Below are 17,061 nucleotides of genomic sequence, written 5' to 3' on the forward strand. Positions count from 1 at the left end.
ATATTTATTTAGTGGCACTGGGTTTTTCAATAACCTTGATTAGCTCCAGCTCAAAGATAAGCGTCTCGTTGGGACCGATTTTCTTACCTGCCCCTCGCTCCCCATAGCCCAGCTCAGGGGGTATGACTATTCTCCACTTCGCCCCGGGCTTCATCAGCAGCAGGGCTTCACTGAAACCGGGAACAACCCTGTCAACATTGAAGGTTGCCGGTTTGCCACGCTGTCGTGAGCTGTCGAAGACTGACCCGTCGATAAGTGTTCCATGGTAGTGCACTTCTACCGAATCACCGCTTTCAGGTGATGCGCCCTCACCAGGTTCCATCACTTCATACTGCAACCCGCTTTTCTGGGTGACCACATTTTTCCGTTTGCCGTTTTGAGCAAGATAGGCTGCAGCCTTGGCCTTGTTGTCCGCAGCGGTCTTTGCACGTTTTGTTTCCATATTTGCATAGTGCTTCTTCATGGCGGCGCGCATCTGTATGGCGTCGAGTTTTAGCTGCTTGTTATGCAAGGAGTCTTCCACGGCTTGGAGAAAGACTTGCATATCAAGGTCACCGGTTTGCTGAGCGCGTAACATCTTGCCTATCTGAACACCGACGGTATAGCTGTACTGCTGTTTGTCTGAGCTAAGTTCAGTGGCGAAGCTAGGTAGTGAATAGAATAGCGCTGCAGTAAACAATGTAATGTTCAAACGTCTCATCGTTACAAAATTTCCTAAGTGTTGGGGTATGTAGTATTTGTATTGAGTCTTATCAAGGCAAGGATTCTGATCTATATCAGCGATTGAAGTTCAAAATCTATTTCTCATTCTCGGACTTCTTCATGTGCTTGCGCCGTCACAACATCGGCAGACTGCTCGCGACTGGGTTGGCTGATGTGCTCAGAGGGTGAGAGTGTTTCGGATACGATATACGAAGGCCTTCTTTTAACCTCACGATATATTTCGCCTATATACTCCCCGATCAATCCCAGGCTGAAAAGAATCATGCTGCCGATGCCCAGAATCAGGAGAATCACGGTCGGGAATCCCTCCTCGGCAAACCCCATCCACTTGTACCACAGGGTTTGAATAGTCAAAGCCAGACTGAAGATCAGTCCAGCGACCCCAAGCCATGTCACGATTCTGAGGGGCAGGGACGAAAAGCTGATGATGGTCGATCTGGCGAGGGCCAATAGGTTGTGCAAGCTCCACCCGCTCTCTCCCGCCTCTCTATCGGGCGGTTCAAATTCGATCGCCGCGGCGTCGAATCCCATCCAGGCAGTCAGGCCACGGAAATAGCGGTCCGTTTCCGGTAGATTGATATATTGATCCATGACACGCCGGTCGAGTAACTTGAAGTCGCTGGCGCCCTGCATATCAAGTCCGCTCGACAGGCTGAAAATACGGTAATACAAACTTGCCCCCATGCGTTTCATGAATGATTCATGCTGGCGTTTCCGTTTTACACCCTCTACGATGGGGGTTCTTCCCTGGTCCCAAAGATCCAGCATCTTCGGTATCAGTTCGGGGGGGTGTTGCAGGTCTGCGTCAAGTACGATCGCGGCGCTACCCTCAGCCTGGCGCAAGCCGGCCAGGATTGCAGCCTCTTTGCCGAAGTTTCGACTCAGGCGAATGGCCGCTACATGTAGCGATGGCCGGTCTGTTGTGGTGAATTCGGATATCAGCCGCCAGGAGTCATCTGAGGAGCCGTCATCGACCATCACCAGTTCGAATTCGTAGCTGGTTTGTTCCAGCACGGCAGTGATTGCCTGCCAGAAACGGTCGAGCCCGGCCTGCTCATTACGGATTGGAACAATCAGTGAGATAAGCATGCTCTCTCCTGCTTATGATAGAAAAATCAGCCGCTTCATTGTAATGTAATTGATGCCGACCAGGATAATTTCGGTGACCAGTTTCGCCGCAACCGGCTCGAGCCCCAGAACATCGATAAACAGAATAATACAACCAATGCTCAGCAGGTATGAAAAAACCCACAGAAGCAGATAGCTTAGAAACTGTTTGCCTAGTGCATGCCGAGCGAAATTTCTGTTTTTATATACAAAAACCTTGTGGCCTGCAAAAGCGACCAGTGCTCCGCTGACTCTTGCCGCGGTCTGGGCCCAGACGATTCCGACTATAGAGTGGCATACAACAAATACCGCGAAATCGATTACCCAGGCAGTGATGCCGACCATCAAGTAGCGTGAAAACTGTAATGAAACAGCCTTTTCGATGAGGTTTCTGATTGAGAGTGATTTCATCAATGGGATCTGAGAAATCCACCACAGCCGTCTTGCCTGGTGCTTTGGATCAGTCTGACGGGCGTCAGCATGGATCTTGTCAGCAGGCAAAGCCGCGATTGAGAATATTGGGCTGTTGCTTCGTCCGGGTATTTCAAACGTAGATCGAATCTATACCTCTGCCTATGTTGAGTATGGGTATCGGTTTTGAATGAACTCAGTTGCGTCTGTTCCGGTCTGTACGGCGTCACAAATAAAAACTGTTGTTCAATATCTTCCGGTGGTAGCTCCGTCCAACCCGTGAGATATAGATTTTTGCCCTTGGTGCTGATCGCTTCGATTACTCCGTTGGCATGTTCGAAGAGTGGTGGATAGGGCGGGGAGAGTGTCACTACAAGTATCGCGGGTTGCCAGGCTTGCTCGGCTGTTCCGTTTGCGGTTATCCGCGCGTCAATCTCGCGTATGCAATTGCATGACTGATCATACTCAACCATAGAATAATCTGTATTCTTCAGGCTGGGTAAATAATCTCGTTGGGTCAGTATACCAACTCTTTGCAGCCCGGCACCGTCTACCTTGTTGAGGGCATTCCTGATGCCGTTTAAGACAGTGTCCTGGTGATATGCGTTTTTGTTGTTTGAAAAAAATACCGTGTTGGGTGCCGGTGAAGTGAACAGGCGGTAAACGGTATCGAAGCCGTCAAGTCTGGGTTGAACACTGTCTCGTACCTGGTGGGCATGCACGGCAACACTGAGTAGCAGTAGTAAGCTGATGCCCCTCCGGTAGGGATATCTCCATGCTGGCAGGTTGGCGAGAGCGATCGCGGTAATGATGGAAATCAGCCACCAGGGCAGGAAAAGATAGCGATCCGGTCGCGTGATTCCGGGAAACCCGAGCAGTGGAACCATTGGCAGCAAAACAGCAGCTCCTGTAACCATGGTCAAGGGCAGGTTGAGTCGCTTCCTGTACAGGGTGTATCCCACCAGCGCCACGACAATTGCCATTACCGCGATGTTCAAAGGGGTTGTACCGAATAACAATTGGGGAATTGCAATAAACTCGAGAAGTTTATCCGACCATGAGTGTCCATGGGGCGAGGCATCATAGCCACCGATCAGACTGCCTAGTACCAGAAACCGCCACAGGGTGTAGCAGAGCGTCCAGGTAAACATCGGTGCGGCGTGCATCAGGCGCCGGTTTGGTGTGGCTTTATTTATGAACAGCAGGATGATCGGCAGGGGGACATAGATCTCCTTGCAAACGGAAGCCAGCATATAGCACAGTGTTGCTGTCAGAGCGAGACGCCAACTCGCTCTCTCCAGGCTACGCACATAGAAGTGAACAGCCAATATGCTAAACATGAGCCCGGCAATATAGTGGCCAACCATCAGCTGTTGCGAAACGATCAGTGACGGTGCACCGAGCAGGAACAGGAGTGCGCCTGAGAGTGCAAAGCGAAGATCCAGCCAGAAACGCAGCAGCAGAAATGTGGCAATCCCACAGCCGGCCATGACCGTCAGGTGTTGGAGATAAAATCCACGCGGTGAGACGCCGAACAACCAGAGATTCAGGTCGTAGATAAGAGGATTGAATGGCGTCAGGTTGTTGAACGAGTAGCCCCGTGTGATTGCCGGCACAAGGAAATAGTCTGAGGGAGAGAAGCGGCTGGCATAATCGAGAAGCCAGCCGTCGTCAAAGCGCCAGAATGCAGAAAGTGCCGTGTGATTGGCAAAAAAAGTCACCACGAGCAAGGTTAGAATGGTTGCTGTGGTTGCCATCTGTGGACGCATTGTCGATAAAAATCCGTTCAATTTTCATCTCATGGAATCATGTCGGGGGTGCAAACATGATTGGTAGTATTCCCGCTCTTGTTTCAGTCGACGGGATATTCGCTTCGGCATAGACGTTACCATGAACATCACCCCTTAAGCGAACCCTATCGCGATACGATTCGGCATTGAGAATCAACTGTTGTATGATGCTCACCCTATCCATTCCGCTGGAAGTTTAAGAAGATTGTTCAAGCTTTATCTAGATCTCTTCCGTCATCGTCAGAGCCTTTTCTTGATGGTGCGGCGCGATACCCTGCTAAGGCTGAAAGGCACCTTGCTGGGCCCGCTTTGGCTGTTGGCGCAGCCGCTGTTTTTACTGCTTGTGTACAGCTTTGTCTTCTCAGGCATACTCAAGGTCAGTTTTCGACCCGGCGGTGACACCGGCGATTTCGCCCTCTATCTGTTCGCCGCCCTGATACCCTTCGGCGCCTTGCAGGACGGCTTGTTGCGGGCCAGTGGCAGCTTGATGGAAAACCGCGACCTGCTGCTTAAAACCCAAATGCCACCGGCGGTCTTTCCGGCCGTGGCGACGATGGCAACCCTGGTACAGGAGGTGACCGGCCTTTTGATATTGATCGTGGCTGCCTGGTTGATGGGGTATGTGCCGGGGATTACGTTGGTTTTGTTGCCTCTGCTGGTGGCCCTGAGACTGTTACTGACTTTCGCCTTGGCACCGTTGGTGGCGCTCCTATCCGTGTTTATCAAGGATCTTGGTCAGCTGTTACCCATGTTGTTGACCGCACTCTTCTTCACAACGCCGATCATCTATCCCTTGGAGATGGTGCCTGAGAAGTATCGCTCAATCATTGAAGCCAATCCGATCACCTGGTTGGTTCAGTCCTACCGTGCCGTGATTCTGGAAAACCAGTGGCCTGTTTCAGAACTGGTGGTGCTGGCCATAGCAAGCTTGTTCCTGACCCTCCTGATCGGGGCCCTGTTCATGCGTCTTCAGCATCGGGCCAAGGATTTTCTGTGAACGCGATTCAAGCCCAACAGCTGTCGAAAATCTATCGGCAGTACGCGAAGCCCACTGACCTCTTCAAAGAGTGGCTGCTGAAGAAACCCTTTCATGCCGAGATCAAGGCCTTGACTCCTCTCGATCTTAGCATCGAGAAAGGTGCGACATTCGGCGTCATTGGCGATAACGGAGCAGGCAAGTCGACACTGCTCAAACTGCTGGCGGGCACCTTGCGGCCCTCAACCGGTACACTCCATATAGAAGGGCGTAAGTCTGCCATCCTGGAGTTGGGATCGGGTTTTCATCCGGAATTCTCCGGACTGGAGAATATCCGCCTGGCCTGTTCAATGCTCGGTCTGAGTGCGGCGGAAACCAAGGCACGTATACCCGATATCATCGCATTCTCCGAGCTGGGTGAAGCCATATTGCGACCGGTCAAATCATACTCATCCGGGATGTTTGTAAGACTTGCATTTTCTGTTGTGACCTCGATTGAACCCGATGTACTGATTGTGGATGAGGCCTTATCTGTCGGCGATGCACTGTTCCAGAAAAAGAGCATGGACAGAATGATGGGATTCCGCGATGAAAAGCGCACCCTGGTATTTTGTTCACACAACCTCTATCAGGTGAAGGAGTTGTGCGAGCAGGCGATCTGGCTTGATCACGGCGCCATCATGGCCCAGGGCGATTCCGCCACCGTGGTGGATGATTACCAGGATTATGTCCGCTCCCGGCAGGGGGGCAGTCCCACGGGGCAGCGGGTTTCAGGTGAGATGGAGACGGTGAGTGATGTCTATCTGCAGGAGGTCGCTCTCGAGGGGGGGATAGATACAGCAGAAGGCAGCCCGTTATTTCGCCAGGGAGACGCCCTGGCGATCAATGTGCGGGCGGAGATCGGGTCCCGCCCGGTGGATGATGTACATATCGGATTGGTGCTGATCCGCAATGATGGACTGCAGGTCTACGGCGTCTCCACCCTGATCGATCAATGCAATCTGCTACCTGTAGACGGCAGCGTCTACGGTACGAGTCTACACTTCGATCCACTGATGTTAATGTCGGGGGACTATGCCTTGGAGGCGTGGTTGATCGATCGCAGCGGATTGCATGTCTACGACTCGCGCCCGGTCTGCTGTCAATTCAAGGTACGCCACGAAAGCAGTGAGGTGGGTCTGGTGAAAATGGCCCATCGATGGGGGCCCCGGTAAAAACATGCAGCCACCACTTGAACACTGGGATCTTGAGCTGAAATACAGGCTGCTTTTCCCTGCTTTGTCCCGTCTACCCAGATATATCGCCTATCGAGCGGCGAGTCTCTACGGCAAGTTGGAGTGTGCCAAACAGAAACAGATGGCTGAGCAGATAGCACATCAGATGAGTCGGGCCCTGCCAGGAGAGGCCGAGGCGCAGTATCGGCAATGGACCAACTATTTCTATGCAATGCAACAGCGAGAGATCCTCGACACCTGGTACTATCCGCAGCTGAGAACCGTGGAGCAGGTGGCGAAAACCATCCAGGTCAAAAACTTTGAGCAGGTCCTGGAGGCAAGACGGGATGGTCGACCGATGATATTGACCGGCGCCCACCTGGGCCGGTTCTGGATGTTGGGTGTGACCACGGCGGCCTACGGTATCGCGACAGGGGCCCTGGCCAGGGACGATGAAGGGCAAAACACCTGGAACCTGCCCGAGCCTGAATTCAGATACCGCAGGCTGAAACTATCACGCCTCAGAACATGCTATCGGGGCGAGTTTCTGATGCCGGGGGCATCCAATATGCGCCCCCTGCTTGAGGCGTTGCGCAAGCAGCCGGTTGCCATATTGCTCGATGTTCCCTATACAAAAGGGAGTGCCGGTCTGGTTGCTGTTCCCTTCTTCGGCCAGCAGGCCTTCTTCCCCGAGGGTACGGTCAAGCTGGCAAAAAAGACCGGCGCCCTGATTCAGCCCTTCTGTGTGGAGGAACATCGACATGGATTGATACTCAACTTTTTACCGGCCCATGAAGTGGGGACACTGTCTGCCGATGAATCAATGGCCCTGTTGGTGGCGGACATTGAGGGTAGGATTCGTAGCAACCCGGGGCGCTGGTGGCAATGGCCGGCGCTGCAAATGTTCTGGGGAGAGGTGTGAGGGATTCAAGAGGGATTGAACCGGTCTATACGGTCTCGTAGAATCTGCGCTCTTCAATCGGATGAAATTATTATGCTTAAGTATTTGAAAGTTGATTGCATGCATCAGTTCAAATGGTTCGCCCTGCTGACGTTCTCCCTGATCCTGGGGGGCTGTGCCAGTTCACCTCAGGAACAGGCCCTTTCCAATGAGGAACTGGTGGCGCAAAGGGCGAAAGCGCGGTGGGCGCTTTTGATCGATGGGCGCCTGGAGTCGGCCTATGCGTATCTGTCGAGCGGATATCGTCAGGTAACCCCATTCCCCCACTACCGGAAGACTGTAAAAGGTGTGGGAATCTGGAAATCTGCAGAAGTTGCAGAGGTTTCTTGTGAGTCCGCTGAAGTTTGTACTGCGGTGGTCGATATAAGGGTGGAAATCCGCTATCCACTGATGCGGGGGCCGGTTGAGACGGGCAACCAGATCAAGGAAAAGTGGGTGAAAGATGGGGATGGAAATTGGGGTTTTCTTCCCACGATGAATTAACCACACATAGGGCTTCTTGTTGTATTTTTGATACATGGGTTTACATTTCCTTATTTTTCATTGACTTATGAGTTTATGTTTTAAGGGTATCGATCATACATCATTAAAGTTGCTCTATAGCTGGAAAATTCAGGTGGTTTCAGAGCCTCGCCCCTATTTGAAAAAGCCACTATTTACAACAGTGCAAAAAATACTTTATCTTTAATATCAATTGGTTAATGCCTTTTTTGGTAAATTTGCAACATTTTTTGTTTTTTTTGCTAGAATAGCGTTTGTTAGGTAGAGGATTTATGGTAGACTTCCATGCGTGAGAATTAGGAGTGTAAGGTAACTTGTTGCTGAGACCTCCCTCACAAAAGGAATGATCATTCCCTTGCACGGTCTTGGGTTTGGGTCGATAATCCTCGACATGCGCCTGATCTCAAGGCTTTTAGCTGGCCGCATAAACAGGCTCAGTTAGTTTTTTAGTGTTAACACGAAAAGTAATAGGAGACACAACTGTGTTGAGAAAATCTAAGATCGCTGCAGCCATGCTGATGGCTACCGCTACTGCCGGAGTCAATGCGGCTCACGTCAATACAGACGGAACAGGTCAAGTTGCGCTGCTGCCTTACTACAATGTAAACAACAACTTTATCACCAACATCAACATCACCAACACCACGGGCGAATTCAAAGCCGTCAAGGTTAGATTCCGTGAGTCGCGCATCTCTGCTGACGTGCTCGACTTCAATATCTACATGTCGCCTTTTGACGTCTGGAACGGCACCATCCGTTTGGTTGGTTCTGTTGCCAACATCATCACCGAAGACGAGACTTGTACCTATCCTGGCAAGGCTCTGCTGCAGGCTGGCGTCGACTTCCGTAACATCTACACCGCTACCACCGACGAAGATCTGACCGAAGGTTATGTCGAGATCATCGAGATGGGTGTTATTGCTGACGGTACTGGTGTGGCTGTCGACAACGGCGAATTTGCAGAGATCGACGCTAGTGGTACCGCTGATGGTGCCATCAACACCGTTGCTGGCGACCGCTCCATCACGGCTGGCTTGTTGCATGACGCAAGCGGCATGCCTGCTGACTGTACCGTTGTGGATGATGCCTGGACTGCCGGTGCTGCCGGTGCTCCGATCAATGGCTTCGAGCCCGGTGCATTGAACTTGGAAGGCGTAGCCACAGATGGTGGTGCAGCTAACCTGCCTTATGCAGACACCTTGAATGCTGGTCTGGTTGTGCCTACTGGTGGTATCAATGCCTACTCCATCATGATCAACACCGCTACCGGTGCTGCTTTTGTTGAGCAGGGTACTCACGTCGATGACTACTCGACTGTCGCCCAGCACTATCAGTCGGATGATTCTTCCAACTATCTGCTGCCTTCTCTGGCCTCTGGTGACGTACAGGTTGCCAACATGCTGAACGCGGCCGGTACTGCTGTGAAGAGCATCGCTGCTCCTCTGGTCGAGTATGACACAGGCTCTATCAACGATATCGCGCCTAACCCATCTATCCCAATGGGTTCCAACCCACTGCCGATGGCTCTGATCCTGAGTGCCGATGCGGTTTCCGCACCTTACTTCGTTGAGGCCAACATCAGCGGTGAGACCGATATCGTCATGACCTTCCCGCTGCGTAAGCACGGTATCTTCAACAGTGGCACCCTGACCAACGATCTCGATGGAACCGGTCCTCTGGTTGCTTGTGTTGGTACGCTTAACGATGGTACCGACGATGGCGCATCCGTGGCACTGCCGACTTTGGGTACAACTGCAAATGACTACCCGAATGACGGTGCTGGCGCAATCTGTCTGAATGCTGGCTACGCTGCCAACGCTACTCCTGACGTTGAAGTGGGTCTGACCTACTACGACTATGAAGAGCAGACGGCTACAGTTGTTGCAGGCTCAAGCGACTTCTCGCCTGTGCCGATCGACGCACCAACCATTGTCGCTCTGGAGCGTGAGGTCAACGTTATCTCCGTGAACCGTTCTACTGGTGGTAACCAGTCCGTTCTGGGTACTCCGGCTGCCAACGTGTTCGATTGGAACCTGGATGCTGGCTTCGAGGCTGGTTGGGTGACCATCAGTGCAGCTACTCAGTACAACTACAACACCAATGCAAGTATCATCGCCATGACTGAAATCGTCGGTGGCCTTGGTGGCGGTAGCTGGACTGGTGTTCCGGTCATCGGCTTCTCCGCCATGGCGGGTGATGTCGGTCCTGCCCAGTTGGGTGAGACTGTTGACCTGATCCGTAGCGTCAACCGCAACTAAGTACGAATCGCGTAAGCGAAACGTGGAAAGGCAGGCCGAAAGGCCTGCCTTTTTTTTTGTCCAAAGAAAAGCATCGTGGTGAAGACAGTGGTTTATGTACGAGCCAGTCAAGCTAAACGACCTGTATTAAGGTTGATCGATAAAATTGCTCGGTACTATTGACGTATTTTAATCATTGTTATTGAACTGGTCCCTAATGAAGCCGTCTATACACCAATGGCGTTGTTGGATTCGCCACCGTATAATTCCAATCCTATGTTCAGCATATTTCTTAGAGGATAATCAATGAGGTTCTGTTTGTTATTGGTAGTGGTGCTCTGCCTATCACCTGTTGTATTGATAGCCGGCGAGACTTTGATGCTCGGTGGCGGTATCGAAGTCGAGGATGTGGATCTGGATGCGTTGTTGCTGAGTGGTCCGGAGGATGCCAGGAGTCAGGTGGTCGGTAATCACAAACAGTTACTGAAACTGTTGCGCCAGATCTACCTGATTCGCGCCCTATCGAAAGAGGCTGAAAAGAGCGGTCTTGCCAAATCCGAGCTGTTTCAGGCCAAACTACGCCGTCAAAGGGAAAAGTTGCTCTATCTGGAGCGCCTGAAACAGATTGACGCTGAACCTGTTCCTGAATTCGATCAGGCTGCGAAAGAGCTCTATCTGGGTAACCCTGAAGCGTATACGATTCCCGAACGATTTGAAGCGAAACATATCCTGATCTCCACCACCGACAGATTGCCCAAACATCACCCCAAGGAAGAGGCCCTCGAGATTATCAAGAAGGTGAAAGCGGAGCTCGACAGCGGAAAACGCTCATTTGATGATCTCGTGATGGTCTATTCAGAGGATACGGTGACGCTCAAGAATCAAGGCTCATTGGGCCTTTTCAAGCGTGGTTCTATGGTAAAGCCATTTGACGAGGCAGTAGCAGCCATGCATAAGCCGGGTGAGGTCAGCGATATCATTGAAACCCAGTTTGGCTATCATATCATTAAGCTGGTTAACCGTTACTCGCCGCAGAAATTAACCTTCGATCAGGTGAAGGATAAAATTGTCGAAAAACTGCGGAACGATTTTATTCAAAATCGTCGGGATGCTTACTTCGATGAGCTGCTAAAGAAAAACAAGGCGAGTATCTATGAGGATAAAGTCGAAGAGTATACACAAAAGCACCAGCAGCAAACTGGTGAGTGAGCAGCTAGGCCAGGTATGTAGCTGATAATGGCAGCTGGATGGTTATTCTTCGAATAGCCGGTAATCAGCGGTAATACCCGATTCAATTAATTCGTCGATAGTTTAACAATATTCACGTGGCTGAATACGATTTTAAACTCGATTTGAATGTCGAGAACAATTCCCATACCCAGTTGGTAAAGCGCATACCGACAGGCAGTCGGGTGCTTGAGTTGGGTTGCGCCACCGGTTATATGTCGGACTATCTGCGACAGGAGAAGGGCTGTTATGTGGTCGGTGTCGAGATCGACCGTGGGATGGCGAATAAGGCCAAATCGAATTGCGACCGGGTCATCGTAGGGGATGTTCAAAACAGGGGCTGGTTGAAGAGTCTTGGTGATGAACGCTTCGATGTCATCACCTGCGCCGATATTCTCGAGCACCTGCGGGACCCGACTGCCCTGTTGAAAAAACTCCCCGATCTGTTGAACGATGGCGGGCGGCTTCTCGCCTCCTTGCCAAACGGTGCTCATGCTGCGTTGCGGCTGGAACTGTTGGAAGGAAGGTTCACCTACGAAGATACCGGGTTGCTGGATCGCACCCATCTGCATCTCTTTACCTACAATTCACTCCGCGAGATGTTTGCTCGGAGTGGTTTCAGGGTCAATGAGCTGACCTATACCTTCCATGACATGGCTGACTCGGAAATTGAGCAGCGATTGGAGAGGATGGGATTCGAGGCGACTGAACGGGGGCTGGCCCTGTTCCATACCCCGGATGCGGCAGCCTTTCAATATATTGTCTCCGCCACGCCGGACAAGGATGTCTCCATCGACGAGTTTCCTGTGCTCAACGATAAGCCTATGCAGGCCTCGGTTGAGGTATACAGGAATCTGCTCGACGAGTTGCATCAGGCTGGCAGTACCGCAGAGACGCGCCTGAAAATGGTGGAGGAGCGGGACAGGATCTTACAGGAGCAGCAACAAGCCCTTAGCACCTTGAACGATGAACTGGGCAAGCATAGAGCGAGTATCGAGAATGCGGTACAGGAGGTCCAGCAAGCGCACCGGGCACTAGCAGAAGAGAATCGGCGTAGAAGTGACCTGGAGAATCAATTACGCAGCATGGAGAGGAGTAACCGCTCCCTCAACCATGAACTGTTTTTGCATAAAAATGACCTCAAGCACGCCAAGCAGAATCTACGCGATGTTGTGAACAGCCGGGGTTGGCGTGGCTATATGGCTTTGACCAAGCCGGTGCAGCTGTTACGCAGGTTTGCACCCGAGTTGAAGAAGGTTAAGAGTGATCCCCGCATAGTGCGTGATTGGGGTCAGGAAGCGGTTCGGCTCTGGAAAAAGGGTGGCTTGTCGGCAATACGCGAGCATCTGAATACCGAGGCGTCTCCAACCTATGACTATTCATTGTGGATTAGGGATGTGGAGCCTGTTGGTGTGCCGACGATTGAGATGGTTGAGGAGCTCAATGAACACCCGGACAGTCCACTGATCTCGATCATAATGCCGGTATACGATGTGGATGAGTATTGGCTTCGCGCTGCCATTGACTCAGTGCTTGAGCAATCCTATGAGGCATGGGAGTTGTGTATTGCTGACGATGCCTCCACACGACCCCATATAAAGCGGGTGCTGGAAGAGTATACGCGCCGTTACAAACGCATCAAGGTTACCTACCGGGAGGAGAATGGACACATCTCAAAGGCAACGAATTCGGCGTTGGAGCTGGCAAGTGGCGACTTTGTCGGCTTGATGGATCATGATGACCAGCTGGCACCCTTTGCGCTCTATTTTGTGGCCCAGGAGGTTGTGCTCAATCCGGACGCGCAGATCATCTATTCCGATGAAGATAAGTTGAACAGTGAAGAGGTACGATTCGACCACTACTTCAAACCGGATTTCAACCCGGACCTGATGCGATCACATAACATGATCTGCCATTTCGGTGTCTATCGACGCTCCCTGGTTGAACGGGTGGGTGGTATGCGGGAAGGTTTTGAAGGTGCGCAGGATTACGACTTGGCGTTGCGCTGCTTACGGGAGGTTGAGCCGCGCTGGCAGGTGCGCCATATCCCATGGATTCTCTATCATTGGCGGGCGATACCGGAAAGCACCGCTTCCGGTGGTGAGGCGAAATCCTATGCCATGAATGCGGCCATACATGCAATCGAGGATGATCTTGAGGTTCGTGGTCAAGCGGCGGAGGTGACGGAATCTGACCTTATCGATGGCATGATCCGGGTGCGTTATCCAATACCAGATCCTCAACCTCAGGTATCGATTATCATCCCAACCCGGAATGGTGGAGAGTTGTTACGGCAATGCTTTGAGAGCATTAGAAACAAGACCCGATATAAGAATATCGAGTTTATTGTGGTCGATAATCAAAGCGATGATCAGCAGACCCTCGACTATCTCACAGTGTTGGATAGTCAGGACCATATCAAGGTTTTGCGCTACGACCATCCCTTCAATTTTTCCGCGATCAACAACTTTGCCATCAAACATGCGAGTGGAGAAATGCTCTGCTTCATGAATGACGATATCGAAGTGATTGCCCCCGGTTGGTTGGGAGAGATGGTTAGTCACGCTGCCAGGCCCGAGATCGGCGCGGTCGGCGCCAGACTCTGGTATCCGGATGATCGGCTACAGCATGGTGGGGTAGTTTTAGGTCTTGGTGGTGTGGCCGGTCACGCCATGAAATATTCCACAAAAGAGAACAAAGGTTACATGGGACGTTCCGTGTTGATTCAGAACTATACCGCCGTGACCGCTGCCTGCCTGTTATTGCGTCGAGAGGTGTTTGAAGCCGTGGACGGCTTTGATAGCGAACATCTCGCGGTTGCCTTCAATGATGTGGATCTTTGTATTCGGATATACAAGGCGGGTTATTACAATCTCTGGACACCATACGCGGAACTGTATCACCATGAATCCGCTTCCCGCGGGGCTGAGGATACACCGGAAAAGCAACTGCGTTTCAGTGGTGAAGCTGAGTATATGTTGAATAAATATGGGCCCCTTTTAGAGCGTGATCCAGCCTACAATCCCAACCTGACACGCTGTGGAGAGGATTTTTCACTAAATTGGAAGGGAGTCGATGACGAGGATGAAGATGTCTGATAAAGAAACAGAATTTACAGAGTTTACGGCCGTGGCAGAGCGTTTCATCGCCTTGGCCAACGAGATCAAGAGTGAAGGTAAACCGCTGACATTGGTGAATGCGGCCTTGATGTCGGCATCGGCAACATACAGCACCTATGTGGCTGCGGGTAATCAGGGTTATTTGAAACCTGGTGGAGTTGATCGCCTGGTTGATACCTATCGTGCACAGTTGGCCAATATACAGGATATCAAGCGCAAGGCAGCGGAAAGCAGCGTCAAAAATGCGAGTAAGGATAACTAAGCATTAATAGTAACGGCATGAAACTTGTGATCTCCATCGTCTACTATGATAGTGGGCTGCCTACCCTGAGAGAGACGCTTGTCAGCATAGTCAAGTCCCTTGATTATGCTGCTTCAAGTCAGAAGGATCTGAGGGCGAAAGTGGTGATCGTGGATAATGGCGGGATCCTAACCCAAGTCAGGCAGTTGGTATCCGAAGTGTTCGCCGATAGCCCCCATGAGTGGATGGTACTCGGGACCGGTGGCAATATCGGCTATGGTGCTGCCCACAATCTGGTTATCCTGAATGAGCAGAGTGATTATCATCTGGTCATCAACCCGGATGTGGAAGTGCTCGAAGATGCGTTCTCGAAAGCCATCGATTATATGCATCACAATCCCAATATCGGATTGCTTTCCCCCTATTCCGAAGACCCTGAAGGCTACAAACAGTATTTGTGTAAACGTTACCCTGCGGTACTCGATCTGTTTTTGCGCGGTTTTGCCCCGCGATTCGTAAAGCGTTATTTCGCCGGTCGATTGCAAGAGTATGAGATGCGCTACGATCTACAGGGTAGAACCCTGAGTAAGGAGGTTATGGCCAGTGGCTGTTTTATGTTTGTACGGCATAACGTGTTGGTCAATGTAAAAGGCTTTTCTCCGGATTTTTTTGTCTACTTCGAGGATTTCGATCTGTCGATCAGGATAGGCAAGCGCTCCACAATCGCCTATGTACCGGATGTGCGTATTGTCCATGGAGGGGGTAACGCCTCGAAAAAGGGAATCAAGCATATTCTCATGTTTGCCAAGTCGGCGTTTGTGTTTTATCACAAGCACGGTTGGCGTTGGGCTTGAGTAAGTCGGTTTTTATAATTAACGAAACACGCTTGCCTTCCGACCTGGGCGTATGATCTGCAAAAGCCCGCCTGTCTAGTAGCTCCGGCCATACCATGCATAGGCCGTGTGGTTATTGAAATATGGGAGTGATCGGATAAATGATATCCTGTCCGCTATGGTGAGCTGCTCATGAGCGCCAGAGATAATGAACTGACACGCGGTGGTCTGCTGGCCAAGAACGTTGTCTGGAACTTGTTCAGCATCGTTGTACCTTTTCTTGTCGCTATCATTACCATACCGATCCTGATAGATGCCATTGGCAAGGATCGTTTTGGGCTGTTGGCGATCAGTTGGATGTTTGTCGGCTATTTCAGTCTGTTTGATTTTGGCCTTGGGCGTGCCTTGACGGTATTGGTTGCGAAGTGTCTGGGTGAGCAGCAGCATGCCAAGATACCCGGCCTGATATGGACTGCAATGACCTTGATGGCTGTTCTGGGCGTGATCGGTTTCGCTATCATTTTCTGGCTCACACCTTGGCTGGTTGGCTCTGTGCTGGAGGTGCCGCTCGAGCTGCAGCAAGAGACGAAAAAGGCCTTCTACCTGCTTTCTCTATCCATTCCATTCGTCATCATTACGGTTGGCCTGCGTGGAGTAATAGCAGCATATCAACGTTTCAAGCTGCTCACGGCCATACGCATACCCATGGGTATCTTTACCTTTGTCGGTCCGGTTGCCGTTTTGCCATTCTCCACCAGTCTTTATCCCATAGTGGCGGTATTGGTTGCAGGTCGTTTTGTCGCTGTTTTGGCTCACATGCTGTTGATGTTTCGAGTCGTGCCGGAGGTGCGCCAATCCTATCGATGGGATACAAGCCAATTGCGCCCCCTGTTCGGCTTCGGCGGTTGGATGACTGTGAGTAATATCGTTGTACCGCTGATGGTGTCTATGGACCGTTTTGTCATCGGTGTGGTACTGTCGGTAACCGCCGTGGCCTTTTATACGACGGCCTATGAAATCGTATTCCGGTTAATGGTCATACCCACTGCCTTCGTGGCGGTTTTGCTACCTGCCCAATCGACTACCCTGGCGATCGAACAGGGCAAAGATCGCAGGTATTCCGCAGAGCTGTTCAACAAAGGGCTTAACTACATCTTTATCACCTTGTTTCCTCTACTGCTGGTGATTTCGGTCTTCTCATTCGATGGCCTGAAACTGTGGGTCGGCGCTGAGTTTGCAAGCAACGGCTATCAGGTGATGCAGTGGCTGGCAGTCGGGGTTCTCTTCTATGGGCTCTCTCTGGTGCCTTTTTCCCTGGTGCAGTCCGCAGGCCACCCTGACTGGTCTGCCAAGCTGCATCTACTGGAACTGCCGATCTATCTTGCTGGGCTTTGGTGGGCCTTGTCACACTATGGAATTCTTGGTGCGGCACTGGTTTGGACACTCAGAGCGTGGCTTGATGCGCTTGCCCTGTATGCCATGGCGTTGATGTTGATACCTGAGTGCCGGGCATCGGCAATATACTTCGGAACAGCCATCATTGTGGCGGTCACTCTCTTCATTATTGGTGCCCAGTTTGATCATTTATTGGAGAAGCTTGTTTTTACAATGACTGTGTTGGCTGCTTTTTCCTACCTGGTATGGCGTCATGTGTTGGAGCAAAAAGAACGTCAATGGTTACTGCGGGGGTTGGGTATTGGTATACGATGATGGACCCTGTT

14 protein-coding genes are annotated in these 17,061 nt (G+C 51.4%); 10 read left to right on the top strand and 4 right to left on the bottom strand.

Features of this window, described 5'->3' with window-relative positions; translation table 11 throughout:
* Positions 1–4: 4 nt before the first annotated feature.
* The 4 genes from R2K28_RS00395 to R2K28_RS00410 all read right to left on the bottom strand — a co-directional run bounded on the left by R2K28_RS00395 (position 5) and on the right by R2K28_RS00410 (position 3,998).
* A complete protein-coding gene (locus tag R2K28_RS00395; RefSeq protein ID WP_316367463.1) occupies positions 5–700 on the bottom strand; it encodes an FKBP-type peptidyl-prolyl cis-trans isomerase in 696 nt (231 codons plus the stop codon).
* A 104-nt stretch (positions 701–804) separates the two neighbouring features.
* The gene (locus R2K28_RS00400; RefSeq protein WP_316367464.1) at positions 805–1,812 is read right to left on the bottom strand and encodes a glycosyltransferase family 2 protein; all 1,008 of its coding nucleotides are present in this window, start codon (positions 1,810–1,812) and stop codon (positions 805–807) included.
* 12 nt (positions 1,813–1,824) lie between these two features.
* Complete coding sequence (locus tag R2K28_RS00405) at positions 1,825–2,241, bottom strand: GtrA family protein (RefSeq protein WP_316369800.1); 417 nt, start codon at positions 2,239–2,241, stop codon at positions 1,825–1,827.
* Positions 2,241–3,998 carry a hypothetical protein gene (locus R2K28_RS00410; protein ID WP_316367465.1) on the bottom strand — a complete coding sequence of 586 codons (1,758 nt, stop codon included), beginning with the start codon at positions 3,996–3,998 and terminating at the stop codon, positions 2,241–2,243. Before R2K28_RS00410 ends, R2K28_RS00405 begins: the two co-directional genes overlap by 1 nt.
* A gap of 289 nt (positions 3,999–4,287) precedes the next feature.
* Here R2K28_RS00410 and R2K28_RS00415 point away from each other — a divergent pair, with 289 nt between their 5' ends.
* From R2K28_RS00415 to R2K28_RS00460, 10 genes are all read left to right on the top strand, one after another.
* On the top strand, positions 4,288–5,028 hold the full coding sequence (locus tag R2K28_RS00415; RefSeq protein WP_316369802.1) for an ABC transporter permease: 741 nt from the start codon (positions 4,288–4,290) through the stop codon (positions 5,026–5,028).
* A complete protein-coding gene (locus tag R2K28_RS00420; RefSeq protein ID WP_316367466.1) occupies positions 5,025–6,221 on the top strand; it encodes an ABC transporter ATP-binding protein in 1,197 nt (398 codons plus the stop codon). Before R2K28_RS00415 ends, R2K28_RS00420 begins: the two co-directional genes overlap by 4 nt.
* A gap of 4 nt (positions 6,222–6,225) precedes the next feature.
* Positions 6,226–7,143: a lysophospholipid acyltransferase family protein gene (locus R2K28_RS00425; RefSeq protein WP_316367467.1), complete on the top strand. Its 918-nt coding sequence runs from the start codon at positions 6,226–6,228 to the stop codon at positions 7,141–7,143.
* A gap of 99 nt (positions 7,144–7,242) precedes the next feature.
* Positions 7,243–7,665, top strand: coding sequence for a hypothetical protein (locus R2K28_RS00430; protein ID WP_316367468.1), 423 nt, complete (start codon positions 7,243–7,245; stop codon positions 7,663–7,665).
* A gap of 500 nt (positions 7,666–8,165) precedes the next feature.
* Positions 8,166–9,941, top strand: coding sequence for a hypothetical protein (locus R2K28_RS00435; protein WP_316367469.1), 1,776 nt, complete (start codon positions 8,166–8,168; stop codon positions 9,939–9,941).
* Positions 9,942–10,226: 285 nt separating this feature from the next.
* A complete protein-coding gene (locus tag R2K28_RS00440; protein WP_316367470.1) occupies positions 10,227–11,129 on the top strand; it encodes a peptidylprolyl isomerase in 903 nt (300 codons plus the stop codon).
* Between the two features lie 116 nt (positions 11,130–11,245).
* On the top strand, positions 11,246–14,245 hold the full coding sequence (locus R2K28_RS00445) for a glycosyltransferase (protein WP_316367471.1): 3,000 nt from the start codon (positions 11,246–11,248) through the stop codon (positions 14,243–14,245).
* Complete coding sequence (locus R2K28_RS00450; RefSeq protein ID WP_316367472.1) at positions 14,238–14,528, top strand: DUF3144 domain-containing protein; 291 nt, start codon at positions 14,238–14,240, stop codon at positions 14,526–14,528. Before R2K28_RS00445 ends, R2K28_RS00450 begins: the two co-directional genes overlap by 8 nt.
* A 17-nt stretch (positions 14,529–14,545) precedes the next feature.
* Complete coding sequence (locus R2K28_RS00455) at positions 14,546–15,361, top strand: glycosyltransferase (RefSeq protein ID WP_316367473.1); 816 nt, start codon at positions 14,546–14,548, stop codon at positions 15,359–15,361.
* A 171-nt stretch (positions 15,362–15,532) separates the two neighbouring features.
* A complete protein-coding gene (locus R2K28_RS00460; protein ID WP_316367474.1) occupies positions 15,533–17,050 on the top strand; it encodes a flippase in 1,518 nt (505 codons plus the stop codon).
* Positions 17,051–17,061: the final 11 nt, after the last annotated feature.

Origin of the sequence: Candidatus Thiodiazotropha sp. CDECU1 (assembly GCF_963455295.1) — a bacterium.
GTDB lineage: Bacteria > Pseudomonadota > Gammaproteobacteria > Chromatiales > Chromatiaceae > Thiodiazotropha.